General features: G+C 70.4%; 15 protein-coding genes, 1 tRNA gene and 1 pseudogene. 11 read left to right on the forward strand and 6 right to left on the reverse strand.

Going from position 1 to position 17039, the window contains the following annotated elements:
- Positions 1–114: 114 nt before the first annotated feature.
- Positions 115–1473 (forward strand): annotated as a pseudogene (locus ETAA1_RS33950) (tyrosine-type recombinase/integrase); the annotation flags it as partial.
- Positions 1474–1727: 254 nt separating this feature from the next.
- Here the strand turns inward: ETAA1_RS33950 and ETAA1_RS26390 are convergent.
- Both ETAA1_RS26390 and ETAA1_RS26395 read right to left on the reverse strand, forming a co-directional pair.
- Positions 1728–1800 (reverse strand) — tRNA-Lys (locus ETAA1_RS26390).
- A gap of 52 nt (positions 1801–1852) precedes the next feature.
- Positions 1853–2899, reverse strand: coding sequence for an NHL repeat-containing protein (locus tag ETAA1_RS26395; RefSeq protein WP_145243609.1), 1047 nt, complete (start codon positions 2897–2899; stop codon positions 1853–1855).
- 146 nt (positions 2900–3045) lie between these two features.
- Here ETAA1_RS26395 and ispF point away from each other — a divergent pair, with 146 nt between their 5' ends.
- The 9 genes from ispF (at position 3046) to ETAA1_RS26440 (ending at position 10475) form a co-directional block, all read left to right on the forward strand.
- Positions 3046–3528 (forward strand): 2-C-methyl-D-erythritol 2,4-cyclodiphosphate synthase, encoded by a 483-nt coding sequence (gene ispF / locus ETAA1_RS26400; RefSeq protein WP_145243611.1) that lies wholly within the window; start codon positions 3046–3048, stop codon positions 3526–3528.
- A 110-nt stretch (positions 3529–3638) separates the two neighbouring features.
- Complete coding sequence (gene cysS / locus ETAA1_RS26405) at positions 3639–5174, forward strand: cysteine--tRNA ligase (RefSeq protein WP_145243613.1); 1536 nt, start codon at positions 3639–3641, stop codon at positions 5172–5174.
- A gap of 216 nt (positions 5175–5390) precedes the next feature.
- Complete coding sequence (ruvC, locus tag ETAA1_RS26410) at positions 5391–5993, forward strand: crossover junction endodeoxyribonuclease RuvC (protein WP_145243615.1); 603 nt, start codon at positions 5391–5393, stop codon at positions 5991–5993.
- A gap of 5 nt (positions 5994–5998) precedes the next feature.
- Positions 5999–6685, forward strand: coding sequence for a Holliday junction branch migration protein RuvA (gene ruvA / locus ETAA1_RS26415; RefSeq protein WP_145243617.1), 687 nt, complete (start codon positions 5999–6001; stop codon positions 6683–6685).
- Positions 6686–6688: 3 nt separating this feature from the next.
- A complete protein-coding gene (locus ETAA1_RS26420) occupies positions 6689–6898 on the forward strand; it encodes a hypothetical protein (protein ID WP_145243619.1) in 210 nt (69 codons plus the stop codon).
- Positions 6899–7170: 272 nt separating this feature from the next.
- Positions 7171–7623, forward strand: a complete 453-nt coding sequence (locus ETAA1_RS26425) for a TIGR03067 domain-containing protein (RefSeq protein WP_145243621.1) — start codon at positions 7171–7173, stop codon at positions 7621–7623.
- A gap of 23 nt (positions 7624–7646) precedes the next feature.
- A complete protein-coding gene (locus ETAA1_RS26430; RefSeq protein ID WP_145243623.1) occupies positions 7647–8078 on the forward strand; it encodes a TIGR03067 domain-containing protein in 432 nt (143 codons plus the stop codon).
- 184 nt (positions 8079–8262) lie between these two features.
- The gene (ruvB, locus tag ETAA1_RS26435) at positions 8263–9303 is read left to right on the forward strand and encodes a Holliday junction branch migration DNA helicase RuvB (RefSeq protein WP_145243625.1); all 1041 of its coding nucleotides are present in this window, start codon (positions 8263–8265) and stop codon (positions 9301–9303) included.
- A 137-nt stretch (positions 9304–9440) separates the two neighbouring features.
- Entirely contained in the window at positions 9441–10475 is a 1035-nt protein-coding gene (locus tag ETAA1_RS26440; RefSeq protein ID WP_202920423.1) for a DUF1559 domain-containing protein, read from the forward strand.
- Between the two features lie 48 nt (positions 10476–10523).
- Here the strand turns inward: ETAA1_RS26440 and ETAA1_RS26445 are convergent, their stop codons facing one another.
- The 4 genes from ETAA1_RS26445 to ETAA1_RS26460 form a co-directional block, all read right to left on the reverse strand.
- A complete protein-coding gene (locus tag ETAA1_RS26445; RefSeq protein ID WP_202920424.1) occupies positions 10524–11474 on the reverse strand; it encodes a matrixin family metalloprotease in 951 nt (316 codons plus the stop codon).
- Between the two features lie 71 nt (positions 11475–11545).
- Complete coding sequence (locus tag ETAA1_RS26450; protein WP_145243629.1) at positions 11546–12361, reverse strand: reprolysin-like metallopeptidase; 816 nt, start codon at positions 12359–12361, stop codon at positions 11546–11548.
- A gap of 207 nt (positions 12362–12568) precedes the next feature.
- The gene (locus ETAA1_RS32430; RefSeq protein ID WP_202920425.1) at positions 12569–13045 is read right to left on the reverse strand and encodes a hypothetical protein; all 477 of its coding nucleotides are present in this window, start codon (positions 13043–13045) and stop codon (positions 12569–12571) included.
- Between the two features lie 195 nt (positions 13046–13240).
- Positions 13241–14821 (reverse strand): ABC transporter permease, encoded by a 1581-nt coding sequence (locus ETAA1_RS26460; protein ID WP_145243631.1) that lies wholly within the window; start codon positions 14819–14821, stop codon positions 13241–13243.
- Between the two features lie 228 nt (positions 14822–15049).
- On the opposite strand from ETAA1_RS26460, the gene ETAA1_RS26465 reads away from it, so the two are divergent.
- Positions 15050–16849 carry a 30S ribosomal protein S1 gene (locus ETAA1_RS26465; protein ID WP_145243633.1) on the forward strand — a complete coding sequence of 600 codons (1800 nt, stop codon included), beginning with the start codon at positions 15050–15052 and terminating at the stop codon, positions 16847–16849.
- Positions 16850–17039 lie beyond the last annotated feature (190 nt).

Genomic DNA, 17039 nt, shown 5'->3' on the forward strand with positions numbered 1-17039 from the left:
GCCGGCCACCCGCAGAACGAGTGGCGGACCAGACAAACTAACGCCCGGCGCCCGCTACCGCGATTCCGCACGGCGACGCGCCGGGTATACTCCAACCACCGACGAGGCCGACTGATGCCCAAGCCGTTCAAACTCCAGAACGCCCGCCCGCTCCCGCCGGGCGCCGAAGTCGTCACCCACGAGGGGCGGTCGCACGTCCGCTTGAAGGAACGCGGTCGGTCGGTGCTGTACCCGCTGACCGCGGACGGGACGAAGTACCTGGCACCGTCGAAGCGATGGTACTTCAAGTACCGCGACGCGACCGGCACCGTCCGCCGGGTGAAGGGGTACACCGACCTGAAGGCGACGGAGCAACTGGCCACTGACACGGAGCGGAAGGCGGCGCGTACGGGGTCTGGGTTCACCGACCCGGCTGAGGAACACGCCCGCCGCCCGCTCGCCGACCACCTGAAGGACTACGCCGCCCACCTGGAAGCGAAGGGGAACACCCCCAAGCACGTCGCACTGTCCACCGGCCGCGTCGCCACGCTCCTCAGTGGTGCCGGGGCCGTGTTCTTACGCGACGTGGACGCCGCACGCGCGGCCGAGTGGTTGAACGGCATCCGTCGGGGTCGGTCGTCGGTCGTGCTGCCCGACGGCGTAGAAGTGTTCCGCCCGTCCGAGGCTGCCGCCGTTCTCGGCGTGTCGCAGGACGCGCTGGCGAAATCGATCCGTCGCCACCAACTCCCGGCCGCGGGTAACGGTAAAGCCCGGCGATTGCCGCGGACGACCGTTCAGGAACTGGCGGACCGCGCCGCCCGCGGGTCCGGGCCGGGCACGATCAACCACTACGTCCGGGCCGTCCGCGGGTTCTTCAACTGGCTCGTCAAGGCGCGGCGTATCGGTTCCAACCCGCTCGACAGCCTGAGCCTCGTGAACGCCCGGGTCGAAGTGCGGCGGGCACGCCGCGAGTTGGCGCCCGACGAGCTCCATCGCCTGTTCGACGCCACCCGCACGAGCGACCGCACGTTCCGGGGGCTGAGCGGCGTGGAACGATACTTCCTGTACCTACTCGCCGCGGCGACGGGGTTCCGGGCTGGCGCGCTGGCCGGCCTCACGCCCGCCGACTTCGACCTCGACGCGGGTTCGCCCGTAGTGACCCTGCCGACTCGGCTGAACAAGTCGCGGCGGCTCAAGGTGCAACCGCTCCCCGCCGACGTGTCCGACGCTCTCCGCGGCTACCTGACGGGGATGCCCTCGGGTGTGCCGGTATGGCCGGGTTCCTGGGCGAAGGATCGGGCGGCGGAAATGCTCCGCATCGACTTGGAAGCGGCTGGCATCCCTTACGCGGTGGCGGGCGCCGATGGCCCGGAGTACGCCGACTTCCACAGCCTGCGACACAGCTTCCTGACGATGCTGGGCCGGCACGGCGTTGACCTCCGCACGGCGCAAGAACTAGCCGGGCACAGCACGCCGACCCTGACGGCGAAGTACATGCACGTCCGGTCGCACGACGTGGCAAGGGCGGTGGGGAAGCTGCCAGAACTCGTATCCCCGCCCGCCCGAACCGACGACGGTGGCGCGTCCGCTGTACCACCCGCTGTACCAGCCGGGTACAGCAGACGGCACCGATCCGCACCGTCTAGCAACCTTCAGGGTGTCGAGAGCGAAACGGAGCGTGCGACGGTAGCCCTGGAAATGCAAGGGGCCGGCGCTGATTTGCACCGGCCCGCATCGGTTCGCATGAGTGAGCCGGGTGGGGATCGAACCCACGACCAGCGGATTAAAAGTCCGCTGCTCTACCGGCTGAGCTACCGGCTCTCGCGGGGTATCTTATCCGACCGGCCGACCGCTTCAAGAATGACCACGGCCGTCAGCCGCGGCGCAGCTTCCGCACCCGGCCGTCCGCCACCCACTCCACCACGTACACGTCGCCGCCCGACGACACCGTCAGCGCGTGCGGCGCCGCGAACTTGCCCGCGTCGGCCGCCGGGTTCGCCGCACCCGTGCCGTCGCCCAGGTGCGCCACCACCTTGTCGTCCGCGTCGATCACCGTCACCCGGCAGCTCAGCTCCGGCACGTAGATGCGGCCGGCGTGCTGGTAGAAGCAGCACGGGGCGCGGAAGTTCGGGATCGTCCGCTTGTACTCCAGCTCCGGCGAAAAGACCTCGATCCGGCCGTTGGCCCGGTCCGCGATGTACACCTCCGGGTCCTTCCGCAGCGTGCTCACCCACGCCCCGTGGCACGTGCTGAACTTGCCGTGCTCCTTGCCGGGGCCGCCCATCACCTTCAGCAGCTTGAACTCCTTGTCGAACCGGAACACCCGCTGGCTGCCGTACCCGTCCACCACGTACACGTCGCCGTTCGGCGCCACCGCCACGTCCGTCGGGTTCGTGAAGTCGATCTTCTGGCTCGTCGCCGACTCGCTCGCCACGTTGCCGAGCGTGTACAGCACCTTGCCGGCGAGGTCGGTCTTGTACACGCGGGCGCCGATCCGCGGGGCGCCCTTCGGGGCCGACACGTTCTCCGTCCAGTACAGGTACTCGTTCGCGCCCTCCTTGCTCCAGTACAGGCCGTGGGCGGTGCCCGCGACCTGCTGCGGCGTCAGGCCGATGCCGTCGGCGAAGTCCTTCGTCCAGGTTTCGAGCAGCCGGCCGGTGCGGTCGAAGATCGCCACGCACGGCGACGCCGACCGCGAGGTGACGTACACCCGGTCGCGCGAGTCCACCACGACGGCGCAGCCGAGGCCGTAGCGCATGCCGTCGGGGAGGCGGCCCCAGGCGGGGTCGAGGGTGAAGCGCGCGGAGCCCTCGCCGAACGTGACGGGGTCGTCGGGGCGGCCCGCCGCGGGGGCGGCGACGGCGGCGGCCGCGGCCGCGAGGAACGTGCGGCGCGTGGGGAACAGGTGCTCGGCGGGCATGGGAGGGGTTCCGGGGAGGGAGGCGGGAAGCACCACGGTACACGCCGGCACGGCGGTCCGCCAGCGCCTTCCCGGTCGGCGGTGTGCCGTTTCCCGCCCGCCGCATAAAATCCCCCCGCTCACATTGTTTCCGCACGGAGGCGTCGGTGAACGTCCGCGTCGGCAGCGGCCACGACACGCACCGCCTCGTCGAAGGCCGCCCGCTGATCCTCGGCGGCGTGCGCGTCGCGTACGCCCGCGGCCTCGCCGGCCACTCCGACGCCGACGTGGTGCTGCACGCCGTCACCGACGCGCTCCTCGGCGCCGCCGCGCTCGGCGACATCGGCGACCTGTTCCCCGACACCGACCCGCGGAACAAAGACGCCGACAGTCGAATCTTCCTCGCCGCGGCGCTGGAGAAGCTCGCCGCCGCCGGCTGGCGCGTCGGCAACCTCGACGTGACCCTGTTCGCGCAGGAGCCGAAGCTCGGGCCGGTGAAGCAGGCCATCCGCGCGAACCTGGCGGCGCTGCTGGGCGTGTCGGCGGACGCGGTGAGCGTGAAGGCGAAGACCGGCGAGCACGTCGGCCACATCGGCCGCGGCGAGGCGATCGGCTGCCACACGGTCGTGTTAATTCAGAAGCAGAGTTAGCCACAAAAAGGCACGAAAAGACACGAAAAGGGACCGACCCGAACCCCGGCCTTGTTCTTCCTTTTTGTGTCTTTTCGTGCCTTTTTGTGGCCATTGATTTGGAGCCCGCGATGCCGCTGCAGGTGTACAGCACGCTGACCCGCAAGAAGGAGCCGTTCCACAAGCGGCCGGGCGAGCCGGTGTCGATGTACGTCTGCGGGCCGACCGTGTACAAGCCGAGCCACATCGGCCACATGGTCGGGCCGGTCATCTTCGACACCGTCAAGCGCTACCTCACCCACCTCGGCTACCAGGTGACGTGGGTCGTCAACATCACCGACGTGGACGACAAGCTCATCAAGGCGGCGAAGGAGCAGAACACCACCGTGCCGGCGCTCGCGGCCAGGATGACGGACGACTACTACGGCTGCCTGAAGGCGCTGAACGTCACCGGCATCGACCACTTCCCCAAAGCCACCGAGCACGTCGGCGGCATGCTCGCCATGATCGGCGGGCTCATCGACAAGGGCTACGCCTACCCCGCCGGCGGCGACGTGTACTTCGACGTGAGCAAGGACGCCGACTACGGCAAGCTGTGCAACCGCGACCCGGAGCAGCTCGAAGCGGGCTCGCGCATCGAGGTGAGCGACCGCAAGCGGAACCCCGGCGACTTCGCCCTCTGGAAGGGCGCCAAGCCCGGCGAGCCGGCCGAGGTGCAGTTCGACAGCCCGTGGGGGAAGGGCCGGCCGGGCTGGCACATCGAGTGCTCGGCGATGGCCACCAAGCTCCTCGGCGACACCCTCGACATCCACGGCGGCGGCCTCGACCTTCAGTTCCCGCACCACGAGAACGAGCTGGCCCAGAGCGAGAGCGCCACCGGCAAGGACTTCGCCCGGGTGTGGATGCACAACGGCCTGCTCAAGATGAAGAGCGGCAAGATGGCCGGCTCCATCGGCAACGTGCTGAACGTGGCCGACGCCCTGAAGCTGGTCGGCGGCGACGTGCTGCGGTTCTTCATCCTCCAGACGCACTACCGCTCGCCGATCGACCTCGGCGACTGGGAACCCGGCGCCGGCATCCCCACCGGCATCGAGTCGGCGAAGGCGGCGTTCGAGACGTTCACCCGCTTCGCCGAGCGCGTCGGCCGGGTGACGGGGACGCCGTTCGCGGAGTTGCCGGCGCTGACGGGCCCCGCCGGCGCGGCGACTCTGACGTTGTCCAACGCCGACGCCGCTCGGCGGTTCGGCGAGCACATGGACGACGACTTCAACACCGGCGGCGCCGTCGGCGTGCTGTACGAGCTGGTGCGCCGGCTGAACCGCCTGGCCGACGAGAAGAAGCTGGACGACCCCGCGGCCGCGGCGGCACCGGCGAAGGCCGAGTTCCGCGAGGGCGCCGTGCTGGTCCGCGACCTGGCCGGCATCCTCGGCCTGACGCTGGCGGCGCCGGCGGCGACGCTCGGCGGCGGCGACGAGCTGGTGAGCGGGCTGATGCAGTTGCTGATCGACCTGCGGGCCAACCTGCGGGCGGAGGCGAAGGGGGCGGCGAAGGACAACCCGCTGAAGAAGGCGCTGTTCGACCAGACGGACCTGATCCGCGCCCGCCTCGGGGCGCTCGGCGTGACGCTGGAGGACCGCCCCACGGGCACGACGTGGCGGGTGGGGTGAGCGCGATTCCATCGCGGCTGTTAGGATGGCGAGGGGGGCGAACCACGTTGGCGTGAGACCCAACCGCATTCCACCCGGCTTATCCGGCACGACCGAACCCGTCACCTGACCCGCCGCCCCCGGCGGGCGACCGCGGCTGCGGACCGGGCTGGACGGGTGCCGACAACTCCGGTACTGTTCGCCCTTTCACCAGTGCCGCCGCCGGGGGATCACGCCATGTCGCCGACGCCGGTCCCGCACCCGCCGCGCCGCGTCCTCGGGCTCGACCCCGGCCTGCAGACCACCGGCTACGCCGTCCTCGAACTCGCCCCGGACGGCCCGAAGGTGTGCGAGGCCGGCGTCGTGCGGTCGGCCGCCGGCCGCGACCCTGCGGACATGGCGGCCCGCGTCAAGACGCTTTACGATGGTGTGTGTGAAGTCCTCGACCAGTGGACGCCGGCGACGATGGCGGTGGAGCAGCTGTACGCCCACTACGACCACCCCCGCACGGCCGTGCTCATGGCCCACGCCCGCGGGGCGTTCCTGCTCGCCGGCGCCCAGCGCGGCGTGCCGGTGATGAGCTACGCCCCCGCCCGCGTCAAGAAGCTGATCACCGGGCACGGCCGCGCCTCGAAGGAGCAGATGCAGCACGCCGTGGCCCGCGAGCTGAACCTGGCCGCCCCGCCCGAGCCGCACGACGTGGCCGACGCCCTCGGCATCGCCCTGTGCCACTACTTCGCGTCCGGCGGGCTCGGCCGTGGCACCCGCTTCGCCACGGTCACCGGCGTGAACCAGCAGGCGCTCCTCGGCAACGACCCGGACACGATCGACGACGAGTAACCGCCATGATGACGAAGATGACCGGCCTGTTGGTGCGGGTGCTGGACGACGAGGCCCGGGTGGAGGTCGGCCCGTTCGAGTACCAGGTGCTCGTGCCGGAGGCGGTGCGCCGCGTCATTCAGATGCGGACCGGGACCGAAATCACCTTCCACGTCACCGAGTACCTGGAGGGGAACAGCGGCGGCAACCGGTTCGTGCCGCGGCGGATCGGCTTCCTGACCGAGACGGAACTCGACTTCTTCGACCTGTTCTGCACGGTCGAGAAGATCGGCGCGAAGAAGGCGCTGAAGGCGATGGCCCGGCCGGTGAAGGAGATCGCCGACGCCATCGCCCGCCAGGACGCGCGGTGGCTCAGCACGCTGCCCGGCATCGGCGCCACGACCGCCGAGCAGATCGTGACGACGCTGAAGCGGAAGATCACGCCGTTCGTGATGGCCGCGGCCCCGGCCGACGCCCCGCCGCCGGACGCGGTGGTCGAGAAGGCGGGCGGCCGGCGCAAGCCGGCCGCGGCGCCGGCCCCCGCGGCGGCGGCGTTCGACGGGCAGGCGGTGGACGACACGTACCAGGCGCTGATGGGCGTGGGCTACACGCCGGTGGAGGCGCGGGCCCGGCTCGACGATCTGTTGAAGAGCGGCCAGCGGTTCACGACGGTGCAGGAGGCGCTGGCCCTGATCTTCGCCAACAAGGGGTGAGCCGTGCGTGACCCGGCCCGAATCGACCGGATGTTGGATTTACTGCGGGACTACTGGTTCCGCTACCCGGACATGCGGCTAGCGCAGCTCGTGGTGGGCCTTGTCCGGCCCAGCGAGCCGTGCCCGCAGGTGTTCTACGCGGAGGACGACCGCGTCGAGGCGGCACTGCTAGCGGCACTCGGTGACGTGCCCGCCGTGTCTGGCGGGGGCTGACGGGTTTCCATCGTGCGGGGTTCGCCCCCTCACCCCGCGTGCTTCGCCGCGACCCTCTCCCCCGAGGGGAGAGGGTGGGAGGCACCCGGCCCATCGCACGGGCGGGCATCGATCCGCGAACGCAGGCGCGTGGTTACCCGCCCGTGATGGCGGTCGATCACGCCCACCCTCTCCCCTCGGGGGAGAGGGTCGCGTCGAAGCACGCGGGGTGAGGGGGAAGGCGTTGGCGGTGTGACGGCGAGCAGCCCAATCGAATCGCGACTGGAGGAGTCATGCTCCGCCCCCTGCTGACCGCCGCGCTCGCCGCCCTCGCGGTCGCCGCCGCCCTCGCGGTCGCCGCCGCGCCCGCCGACGCCGACCGCGCCGCCCTCCAGGGCACGTGGGTGCTCGACGCCGCCACCCTCGAAGGCCGCGACCACGCCGACGACTTCCGCGGCATGAAGCTGACCTTCGCCGGCGACCGCTACACCATCGACTTCGGCCCGAACACCGACAAGGGCACCTTCACCCTCGACCCCACGAAGACGCCGCGGCGGATCGACGTCCGCAGCGCCGAGGGGCCGTTCAAGGGGAAGACGCTCCCCGGCATCTACGAGCTGAAGGGCGACACCCTCCGCCTGTGCCTCGACGGCGACGGCAAGGCCGACAAGCGGCCCGCGGCGTTCGAGGCTCCGGGCACCACGCGTAACATGCTCCTGACGTACCGCCGCGAGAAGACCAAGTAATCCCGCAACCCGAAAGACTCTCGATGACCCGCTTCACCCCCGCCGTCGCGTTCGCCCTCGCCACGCTCGCCGTCGCATCCGCCCAGCCGGCCGACGAGCTGAAGGGCGCCGCCGGCAAGTGGACCGTCACCAAGGCCGCGCTCGGCGGCAAGGACGTGACCAAGGCGTTCAAGGGCGTCGAACTCGTGCTCGCCCCGGACGGCGCGTACACGCTCTCGCTCAGCGGCGAGACCGACAAGGGCACGGTGAAGGTGGACGCGGCCAAGACGCCGAAGCAGATGGACATCATCGGGAACGACGGGCCGAACGCCGGCAAGACGTTCAAGACGATCTACAAGCTCGCCGGCGACACCATGACCGTGTGCTACGAGCTGGGCGACGGCCCCCGGCCGACGGCGTTCGAGTCGAAGGCCGGCACCAAGGTGTTCCTCGCCGAGTACAAGCGGGCGAAGTAGCTCGGGAGGATTTTCACCACAGAGTCACAGAGAGCACCGAGGGAAGACAGAAGGCAGAGACAGAATAGAGTTTGAACACAATGTCGTCTTCCTTCTCGGTTTTCTGTCTTCCCTCTGTGCTCTCTGTGACTCTGTGGTGAATCTCCACCTCCCGCCCACCGGCAACCCCACGAGTCACCCCATCATGGCCCGCGAGCGCGTGATCGGCCCCGCCCCCGCCGGCGACGACGGCCCCTCGAAGGTGGACGCCGCCCTCCGCCCCAAGTTCCTCCGCGAGGTCGTCGGCCAGCGGAAGGTCGCCGAGCGCCTCGAGATCGCCGTCGCCGCGTCGAAGAAGCTGAAGGAGCCGCTCGGGCACATCATCTTCGACGGCCCGCCCGGCCTCGGCAAAACCACGTTCGCCACCGTGCTCCCCAACGAGCTCGGCACGTCCATCCAGCTCACCAGCGGCCCCGCCCTGTCGAAGCCCGCCGACATGCTGCCGTTCCTCACCAACCTGGAGGAAGGCAGCATCCTGTTCATCGACGAGATTCACCGCATGCCGCGCGTCGTCGAGGAGTTCATCTACCCGGCGATGGAAGACTTCCGCATCGACATCGTGCTCGGCGAAGGCATGAGCGCCCGCACCATCTCGATGCAGCTGAAGCGGTTCACGCTGATCGGCGCGACCACCCGCAGCGGCATGCTCAGCGGCCCGATGCGCGACCGGTTCAAGATGCACGAGCACCTCGAGTTCTACTCCGTCGAGGAGCTGGCCACGATCGTCCGCATCAACGCGGCGAAGCTGAACACGCCGATCACCGACGGCGCCGCGCACGAACTCGCCCGCCGCAGCCGGGGCACGCCGCGGGTGGCGAACGCCCGGCTCCACTGGGCGCGGAACTACTCGGCGGCGCTGCACGACGGGGCCATCACCGAGGCGGTGGCGCACGCGGCGCTGGACAAGGCCGAGGTGGACGCCGACGGCCTCGACAAGAACGACCGCCGCTACCTGGAGACGCTCATCGACGTGTTCGGCGGCGGCCCGACCGGCGTGGAGGCGCTGGCGGCGACGATGAACCTGGCGGCGGACACGTTGTCGGACGAGATCGAGCCGTACCTGCTGCGGGAGCAGTACATCGTGCGGTCGCCGCGCGGCCGGGTGGTGACGCCGCGGGCGTTCGCGGTGCTCGGCCGGCAGAGCCCGCCGAAGCCGCGGCCCGACGGCCCGGGGCTGTTCGACTGATTCCGGGCCGACTCCCGTTGACAGACGCCCGCCCGGCCAGTCTTATGATGACGGTCTGGGGGAACACTCGCTCCCCCGTCTGCTCATCGCCACCACCCCCTCGTTCCGGTGGCGCGTCTCATTCCCGGAGTCTCCCCGTGCCTCGTCCCCCCGTCCGGCGTGCGTTCACGCTCATTGAACTGCTCGTGGTCATCGCCATCATCGCCATCCTGATCGGCCTGCTGCTCCCGGCCGTGCAGAAGGTGCGCGAGGCCGCGGCCCGCATCAAGTGCAGCAACAACATCAAGCAGATCGCCCTGGCCGTGCACAGCTACCACGACCAGAACAACACGTTCCCGCCGGCGGTCATGATCGTCAACGCGAACAAGAACGCCGGGCAGAACGACAACCTGAGCGCCTACCGCACGCCGGGGTTCGGGCCGAACTGGGCCGTCTTCATCCTGCCGCAGATGGAGCAGGGCGCGCTGTACAACCAGTACGCCACCGCCGTCACCGCCTTCACCGCCACCAGCGGCACCGACCAGAGCTGGCGGGGCCTCCGCGGCACCACCATCCCGACGTACCTGTGCCCGAGCGACACGGGCGTGAACACGCCGTTCGCGCTCAACGGCGGCGGGTGGGCGCGCGGCAACTACGCGGCCAACGCCGGCGGCGGGTGGATCTGCGCCAGCGTCAACGGGATCGCCTCCGACGGCATCCGCGGCGGGCTCATCACCATCAACGGCGGCATCAAGATGACCGACATCACCGACGGCCTGTCGAACACGGTGTGCATCGACGAGGTGCGGACCGGGCTCAACGACAAGGACCGCCGCGGGGTGTGGGCGATGGGCGTGGGCGGGTCGAGCCTGGTCGGGGCGCTCGGGTACGGCGACTGCTACGCCCCGAACGACCGGAGCGAGTACTCCGACGACATCGAGAACTGCAACGACACCCGGCAGGCGGCGGGCGTCGGCAACTCGGGGCTGGCACAGCAGGCGATGGGCTGCTCGAACGACAACCTGGCGAACAACTGGCCGAACTGGCAGGCCACGGCCCGCAGCCGGCACACCGGCGGGGTGAACGTGGCGATGGGCGACGGCAGCGTCCGGTTCGTCCGCGACGCGGTGGACTACCTCGCCTGGCACTGGTCGCACGGCCGCAACGACTCGCAGGTCGTGCGCCTGGACTGAACCCGGCGGGGGCGTGCGACACCCGACGCACGCCCCCGCCGGTCGGCCCTAGTCGTCGGCGTCGAGGTACGGCTTGCGCGACTGAAGCCGGCCCGCCGCGGCCGCCGGCGCCACCGCCATCGCCGCCCCCCCCGCCCGCGGCGCCGGCAGGAACGCCGGGTTCACCGCCGGCGCCGGCCCCGGCCCCGCCGCCGGCGCCACCGCGCTCGACCCGCCCTGCGCGCTGTACGGCGACACGAACCGGATCGGCGTGCCGTTTATGTGCGTCAGCTCGCCGCCCCACGCCAGCCGGTACAGTTCCTCCAGGTCGTCCTTGTCGGCGTCGGTCAGCGTGCTGTTCACCCCGTAGTTCATGATCGACTCCTCCTCGTGCCGGCCGAAGATCTTCGCCGGCCACGCCTGCTCGCTGGTCAGCGCGAAGAAGTGCCGCAGGCCGAACGTGTGGCCGAACTCGTGGCACAGCGTCTCCACGATCTCGTCCTGGCCCTCGTCGAACAGCCGCGGGTACAGCATCAGCTTGTTCTGCCCGCTCCCGGGGAAGAACGCCGACGCCAGCGTGCACCCCATGGCGTTGCAGTTGTTCGACCCGCTCATCACGATCTCGAAGTCCCACAGGCCCTCGTCGTAGGTGAACGTCACCGGCAGGGCCGCGCCCCACTTCCGCAGCGCCTTCGAGCACAGCTTCCGCACCGCCTCCATCGCCTTCTCGGGGTCGGCGAAGTAGTCGAACGACTCGTCGCGGAACCGCCACCGGAGGGTCGTGTCCGGCCCCCACAGCGGGATCGACCCGCCCGGGGCGTCCAGCACCAGGTCCAGCGGCGACCGGCCCTGCGGGGTAGGGTGCCCGCGCCGCTCGGTGGCGCACACGATCCCCTTCGCCTTGTCGATGACGTGGATGCTCGCCTCCTGCCGCTTCGTCGGCTTCTTGTCGCCCCGCGGCTTGAACGCCGCCGGCCGCTCCGCCGGCTTGTCGTCGCCCTTCTTGTCGGCCTTGGCCATCGCACCACCGTCCTTTCGGGTAGAGAGGGTTACGAACGGGTCGGCGGCGGCCGACCCCGACACCTGCCGCGTCAGCCGCCGGCCGTGGACGGCTTCACCAGCTTCACCGGCCACCGGCCGAGCTTCGTGAGCGTGCCGGCCCGCGCCTCCTTGTACAGCCGCGCCAGGTCCGCCTTGTCCGCCGCCGTGAGCGTGCTGTTCGGGCCGTAGTTCATGATCGTCTTGGGCCGGTGCTCGCCGAACGGCACCGCCGTGCCGCCCTCCTGCTCCACGGCGAAGAAGTGCCGCAGCCCGAACACGTGGCCGAGTTCGTGGCAGAGGGTCGCCACCACCCCCGTCTCCGGCAGCGAGAACAGCCGCGGGTACAGCATCAGCATCCGCTGGGCGCCGCCCGGGAAGAAGGCCCGCGCCAGCGTGTACCCGCCGCCGACGCGGTTGTCGGCCGGGTTCATCACCACCTCGAAGTCCCAGTCGTCCTCGTCGTAGGCCAGCTTCACCGGGGCGGCCGCGCCCCACGCCCCCATCGCCTTCGTCACCAGCTTCTTCACCCCGTCCATCGCCTTCTTGGGCTCGGAGAAGAAGACGAACGAGGCCTTGCGGCACCGCCACCGCAGCACCGTGCCCGCCACCCACAGCCGGACCTCGGGCGCCTCGCCGCCGACCACGATGGGGAGGTTGGGGTCGGTCCGCTGCTCGGTCGAGCACACCACGACCCCGGGCGGGGCCGCCGCGACCGCCGACGCGACCTGCGGGCGGAACGCCGGCCCGGCCGGCGGTCCCTTCGCCGCCGCCGGTGCCTTCGGCTTCGCGTTCGCCGGCGGCTTCGCCGTCGCCGCCGCTGGTGCCGTCGGCTTCGCCTTCTTCTTCGGGTCGTCGGCCTTGGCCATCGCGCACCAGCCTTCCGCGGATGAAGTGTACGCCCGTGACAGTCCGGCGTCGGCTAGATTCTACTCGAACGGCGGCCGTACGGCGGACGCGGACCGACATCAGCAATCGCTTCTACTCGTATGTACGGAGTCGGGCGGAGAACCCGGGCAAAATTCGGCGGAAATAGTTGACCCGCCCCAAATCCGAGCTTACGGTACATGCGTACACTATTCTGCCCCCCTGCCCCGGGAGCCGTCATGTCCGCCGCGACCGACGAAGTCCTGTCCCGGGTCGCCGAGATGCGCGCCGCCGGCACCGACTGGGACCGCGTGGCCTTCCGCCTGGGGTTCGACCAGGACGAGCTCCGCCAGCTGGCCCGCGACGCCGGCCCCGACTTCCGCCGGCTGTTCGCCGCCGCCCGCTCGGGCGTCGTCGAGGACGGCTTCGCGGAGGCCATGCTCTCGCTCCGCAAGCTCCTCCGGTCCGACGACGACCGCACCATCAACAAGGCCGCCGACTGCCTGGCCCGGGTGTGGATGACGACCCGCCGCCACCGCCGCCGGCTCGCCGGCAAGCTGCCCGCGGACCCGCACCAGAAGGCGAAGGACCACCTGTGGGAGGAGGTGGTGGTGAACACCGAGGAGCACGGCGCCGAGATCGAGGAGCTGACGAACCGGATGTTCGAGGTGCGGTTCGGCTTCCACCCGGACCGGCCGCCGGCGGGCTTCGCCGTGCCCGGCGCCGGCCGCGACTGGGGCAAGATGACCACGTGGGCCGAAGCGACGATCGAGGCCGACCGCGGCACCTCGCACGACGACGACCCCGACGGCGGCCTGCTCGCGCGGGTGCTGCCGCGGCGGGGGCCGTCGGGCGGGTCCGATGCCGCTTGCGGCGACGGGTCACTCGTACTTCAGCGCCAGGATCGGGTCGATGCCGGCGGCCCGGCGCGCGGGGTAGAGGGCGGCCAGGGTCGTGACCAGCACGGCGAACACGACGCCGCTCAGGAGCAGCCACCACGGGAACTCGAAGATGGTGGTCGTCTTCATGGTTTCGTTCCCCATCTGCCCCTGGATGAGGCCGCGGATGTAGCCGTCGGCGGGGAACGACATCAGGACGGCGGTCGCCACGCCGAGCAGCCCGCCGGCCAGGCCGATGGCGCCGCCCTCGGCCAGGAACAGGCCGGTGACCTGCCCGCGCGTCGCGCCCACGGCCTTCAGGATGCCGATCTCGCGGGTGCGCTCGACGACGCTGGTGACGAGCGTGTTGGTGATGCCGACGCCGGCCACGAGCAGGCCGATGAGGGCGAACAGGTTGAGGCCGCCGGCGATCATGGCCACCTCGCGCCGGGCGGCGCTGTACCAGCGGAGCGCCGAGTAGGTGCCGAAGCCCATGCCTTCCGCGGCCGCGACGACGGCCGGCATGTCGCCGCCGGGCCGGATGCGGAGCTCGACCGAGCCGACGCCGCTGCCGCGGACCCACGGCAACTGGTCGAACAGGGCGTCGCCGGCGGCCTTGGTGAGGTAGGCGTCGGCCTCGGCGAGCTCCCAGCCGGCGAGGGGGTCAGCCTTCTTCCGCTCGCCTTCGCCGACCAGCTTCACGACGCCGGCCAGCCGGAACTGCCCGCTGGCGACCTTGCCGGAGTCGGCTCGCCTGGCGCGCTCCGGGTCGGGCTTGCGGTTCAGCAGGTCGGCGAGGGCGGTGCGGTCGGCGGGGCTCAGGTCGAGCTTGTCAATGGACTTCGGCAGCAGGAGCGCGAGCCGGCCGAGGGCGAGCGCCTGGGGTCGGGTCAGGTCGTCGGCGGGGAGCCAGCCGGCGAGCGCGCGGGCCAGGGCGAACGGCGGCGCGGCGGTGGTGCCGCCCACGTCCACCTGCACGGGCCGGCCGACGGCGGCGGCGAGGTCGGCGTCGTCCCGCACGCCCAGGTCGTAGAGCGTGAGTTCGCTCAGGACGACGCCGGCCGGATCGGCCGGGAGGTCGCCCGCGATCAGGCGCGGGGTGAGGGCGTCGAGCTTGCCGGCGACGACGAGCGCGGGCGCGGAGCGGTCGGCCAGCCAGGCGCGGCCGCCGGAGCTGCGGACGACGCGGACCTCGGTCACGTCGGGAATGGCCCCCAGGGCGGCGATGGCGGCCGCGTCGAGGGGCCTGGGCGGGGTGCGGGCCTCGTCGCGGAGGTAGCGGCGGGCGAGCGCCTCGCGGAGCCGGGCGCGCCGCTCGGGGCTGACGGCCGCGGACACGGCGACCTTCTCGGCCGGCACCTGGTCGGGGTCCGGGGTGGCTTCGGCGATGCGGACGGTGACGCGCCAGAAGCCCTCGCGCTCGCGGAACTCGCGGTCGATGAACGCCCGCAGCCCCAGGCCCAGGGCGAGGCTGAAGACGAGGGCCGCGGTGCCGACGAGGACGCCGACGAGGGTGAGCGTGGTGCGGACCTTCTGCCGCCACAGGCCGCCGAGGGCGAAACGGAGGGCTTGGACGAGGTTCATGGGCACCTGCTGGCGCGGGGCGTGATCGGCGGGCCGTCCCCGGACTTGACGCCGATGTCGGTCCGGTATTCCGGTCGGGCTGTCGGCGCCCTTGACGAATCGCTACAATCCCCAGTCTTCGCCCCCGACGGCGCCGGTCACGCGACCGGCCGGGGACCCGAGGGTAACCTTCAACCGCACCCGCCCGCGGCGAATGCCGTCTGCCCCGGGCCGCTCCCCACCCTAACTATGGTCAACCGCAACCTCCTCCGCCAGTTCGATCAGCAGAACGACGAGGCCGAGCTCGAGAAGATGTTCGCCGCCGAGATGGGCGACCTGGAGTCGTGGCTCCCCGCCGAGACGCAGGAGTTCGAGTCGAACAAGATCGTCACCGGGCGCGTGCTCGAGATCCGCGGCGAAGACGTCGTCATCGACATCGGGTACAAGTCCGAAGGCGTCATCAAGCTGGAGGAGTGGAAGGAGGACGGGGCCGAGGGGATCGCCCCGCCGAAGGCCGGCGACACCGTCGAGGTGCTGCTGGAGACGGTCGAGAGCGAGGACGGTACGATCGCGCTCTCCTACCGCAAGGCGAAGCGGCAGAAGGAGTGGAACGCCGTCCTGGAGAAGCACAAGGAAGGCGACGTGGTCGCCGGCAAGGTGCTCAAGAAGATCAAGGGCGGCCTGCTGGTCAACATCGGCGTCAACGTGTTCCTGCCGGCCAGCCAGGTGGACATCCGCCGGCCGCAGAGCATCGACGAGTACATCGAGCGCACCATCGAGTGCGTCATCCTCAAGATCGACGAGCAGCGCCGCAACATCGTGGTGAGCCGCCGCAAGCTGATCGAGGACCGCCGCCGCATCCAGAAGGACAAGCTGCTGGCCGAGCTGGACGTCGGCCAGATCCGCAAGGGCGTCGTCAAGAACATCGCCGAGTTCGGCGCGTTCGTGGACCTCGGCGGCATCGACGGCCTGCTCCACATCACCGACATGGGCTGGCACCGCGTGACCAACCCGCGCGACGTGGTGCAGATCGACCAGGAGCTGGAGGTGTACATCCTCCACATCGACCGCGAGAAGGAGAAGATCGCGCTGTCGCTGAAGCACAAGACGCCGAGCCCGTGGCAGAACATCGAGGCCAAGTACCCGGTCAACACCCGCCACAACGGCGAGGTGGTGAACATCATGCCGTACGGGGCCTTCGTGAAGCTCGAGCCCGGCATCGAGGGGCTGGTTCACATCAGCGAGATGAGCTGGGTGAAGCGGATCGCCGACCCGAAGGAGCTGGTGCAGATCGGCGACAAGGTCGAGGTTCAGGTGCTGAACATCAACCACGACAAGAAGGAAATCTCGCTCGGCATGAAGCAGTGCCAGAGCAACCCGTGGGGCGAGGTGGCCAAGAAGTACCCGACCGGCACCGTCATCAGCGGCGTCGTGCGGAACCTCACCAACTACGGCGCGTTCATCGAGATCGAGGAAGGGATCGACGGTCTCCTGCACGTGTCCGACATGAGCTGGACGCGGAAGGTGTCGAACCCGTCCGAGGTCGTGCAGAAGGGCCAGAAGCTGACCTGCCAGGTGCTGAGCGTCGACCAGGAGCGGAAGCGGGTGGCGCTGGGCCTGAAGCAGATGGCGAACGACCCGTGGGAGGGCGACATCCCCGGCCGCTACCTCCCGGGCCAGAAGGTGAGCGGGAAGGTGACCAAGTTGACCAACTTCGGCGTGTTCGTGGAGTTGGAGCCGGGCCTGGAAGGGCTGCTCCACATCTCCGAGCTGACGGACGCGAAGATCGAGAGCCCGGAGGAGGTCGTCAAGGTCGGCGACGACGTGGACGTCAAGGTGCTGCGGGTGGACACGAAGGACCGCAAGGTCGGCCTGTCGATGCGGAACGTGGACGACGGCAAGGTGCCGGACATCATCCCCGACATGCCGATCGACGAGCCGGAGGAAGAAATCCCGCAGGAGCCGATGCCGACGAGCGGCAAGAAGGAGAAGCTCCGCGGCGGCACCGGCCCGCAAGGCCCGCTGTTCAAGCTCCCGGGCAGCGAGTAAGTGTAAGTTCCCGTTCGCGATCGGGCCGGCAAATCCCGCCGGCCCGATTTTCCCCCGAAAGTCAACCCGCTTTCCCCGCCCCGGCCGCGGCTCTCAAGTGGAGCGCGGCGCGGGTGTTACGACCGCGCCGGCCGGAGCGGCCGGATTTTTCCGCCGCCTACCAGTTTGCGGTGATGCCCGGCCCGAATTA

Source organism: Urbifossiella limnaea (assembly GCF_007747215.1).
GTDB classification, from domain to species: domain Bacteria; phylum Planctomycetota; class Planctomycetia; order Gemmatales; family Gemmataceae; genus Urbifossiella; species Urbifossiella limnaea.

Coding starts and splice junctions, on each gene's coding strand:
- ETAA1_RS26395 (WP_145243609.1), bottom strand. CDS start 2,899: ATGCCCGCCGAGCACCTGTTCCCCACGCGCCGCACGTTCCTCGCGGCC.
- ETAA1_RS26425 (WP_145243621.1), top strand. CDS start 7,171: ATGCTCCGCCCCCTGCTGACCGCCGCGCTCGCCGCCCTCGCGGTCGCC.
- ruvA (WP_145243617.1), top strand. CDS start 5,999: ATGATGACGAAGATGACCGGCCTGTTGGTGCGGGTGCTGGACGACGAG.
- ETAA1_RS26460 (WP_145243631.1), bottom strand. CDS start 14,821: ATGAACCTCGTCCAAGCCCTCCGTTTCGCCCTCGGCGGCCTGTGGCGG.
- ruvB (WP_145243625.1), top strand. CDS start 8,263: ATGGCCCGCGAGCGCGTGATCGGCCCCGCCCCCGCCGGCGACGACGGC.
- cysS (WP_145243613.1), top strand. CDS start 3,639: ATGCCGCTGCAGGTGTACAGCACGCTGACCCGCAAGAAGGAGCCGTTC.
- ETAA1_RS26465 (WP_145243633.1), top strand. CDS start 15,050: ATGGTCAACCGCAACCTCCTCCGCCAGTTCGATCAGCAGAACGACGAG.
- ruvC (WP_145243615.1), top strand. CDS start 5,391: ATGTCGCCGACGCCGGTCCCGCACCCGCCGCGCCGCGTCCTCGGGCTC.
- ETAA1_RS26450 (WP_145243629.1), bottom strand. CDS start 12,361: ATGGCCAAGGCCGACGACCCGAAGAAGAAGGCGAAGCCGACGGCACCA.
- ETAA1_RS26445 (WP_202920424.1), bottom strand. CDS start 11,474: ATGGCCAAGGCCGACAAGAAGGGCGACGACAAGCCGGCGGAGCGGCCG.
- ETAA1_RS26430 (WP_145243623.1), top strand. CDS start 7,647: ATGACCCGCTTCACCCCCGCCGTCGCGTTCGCCCTCGCCACGCTCGCC.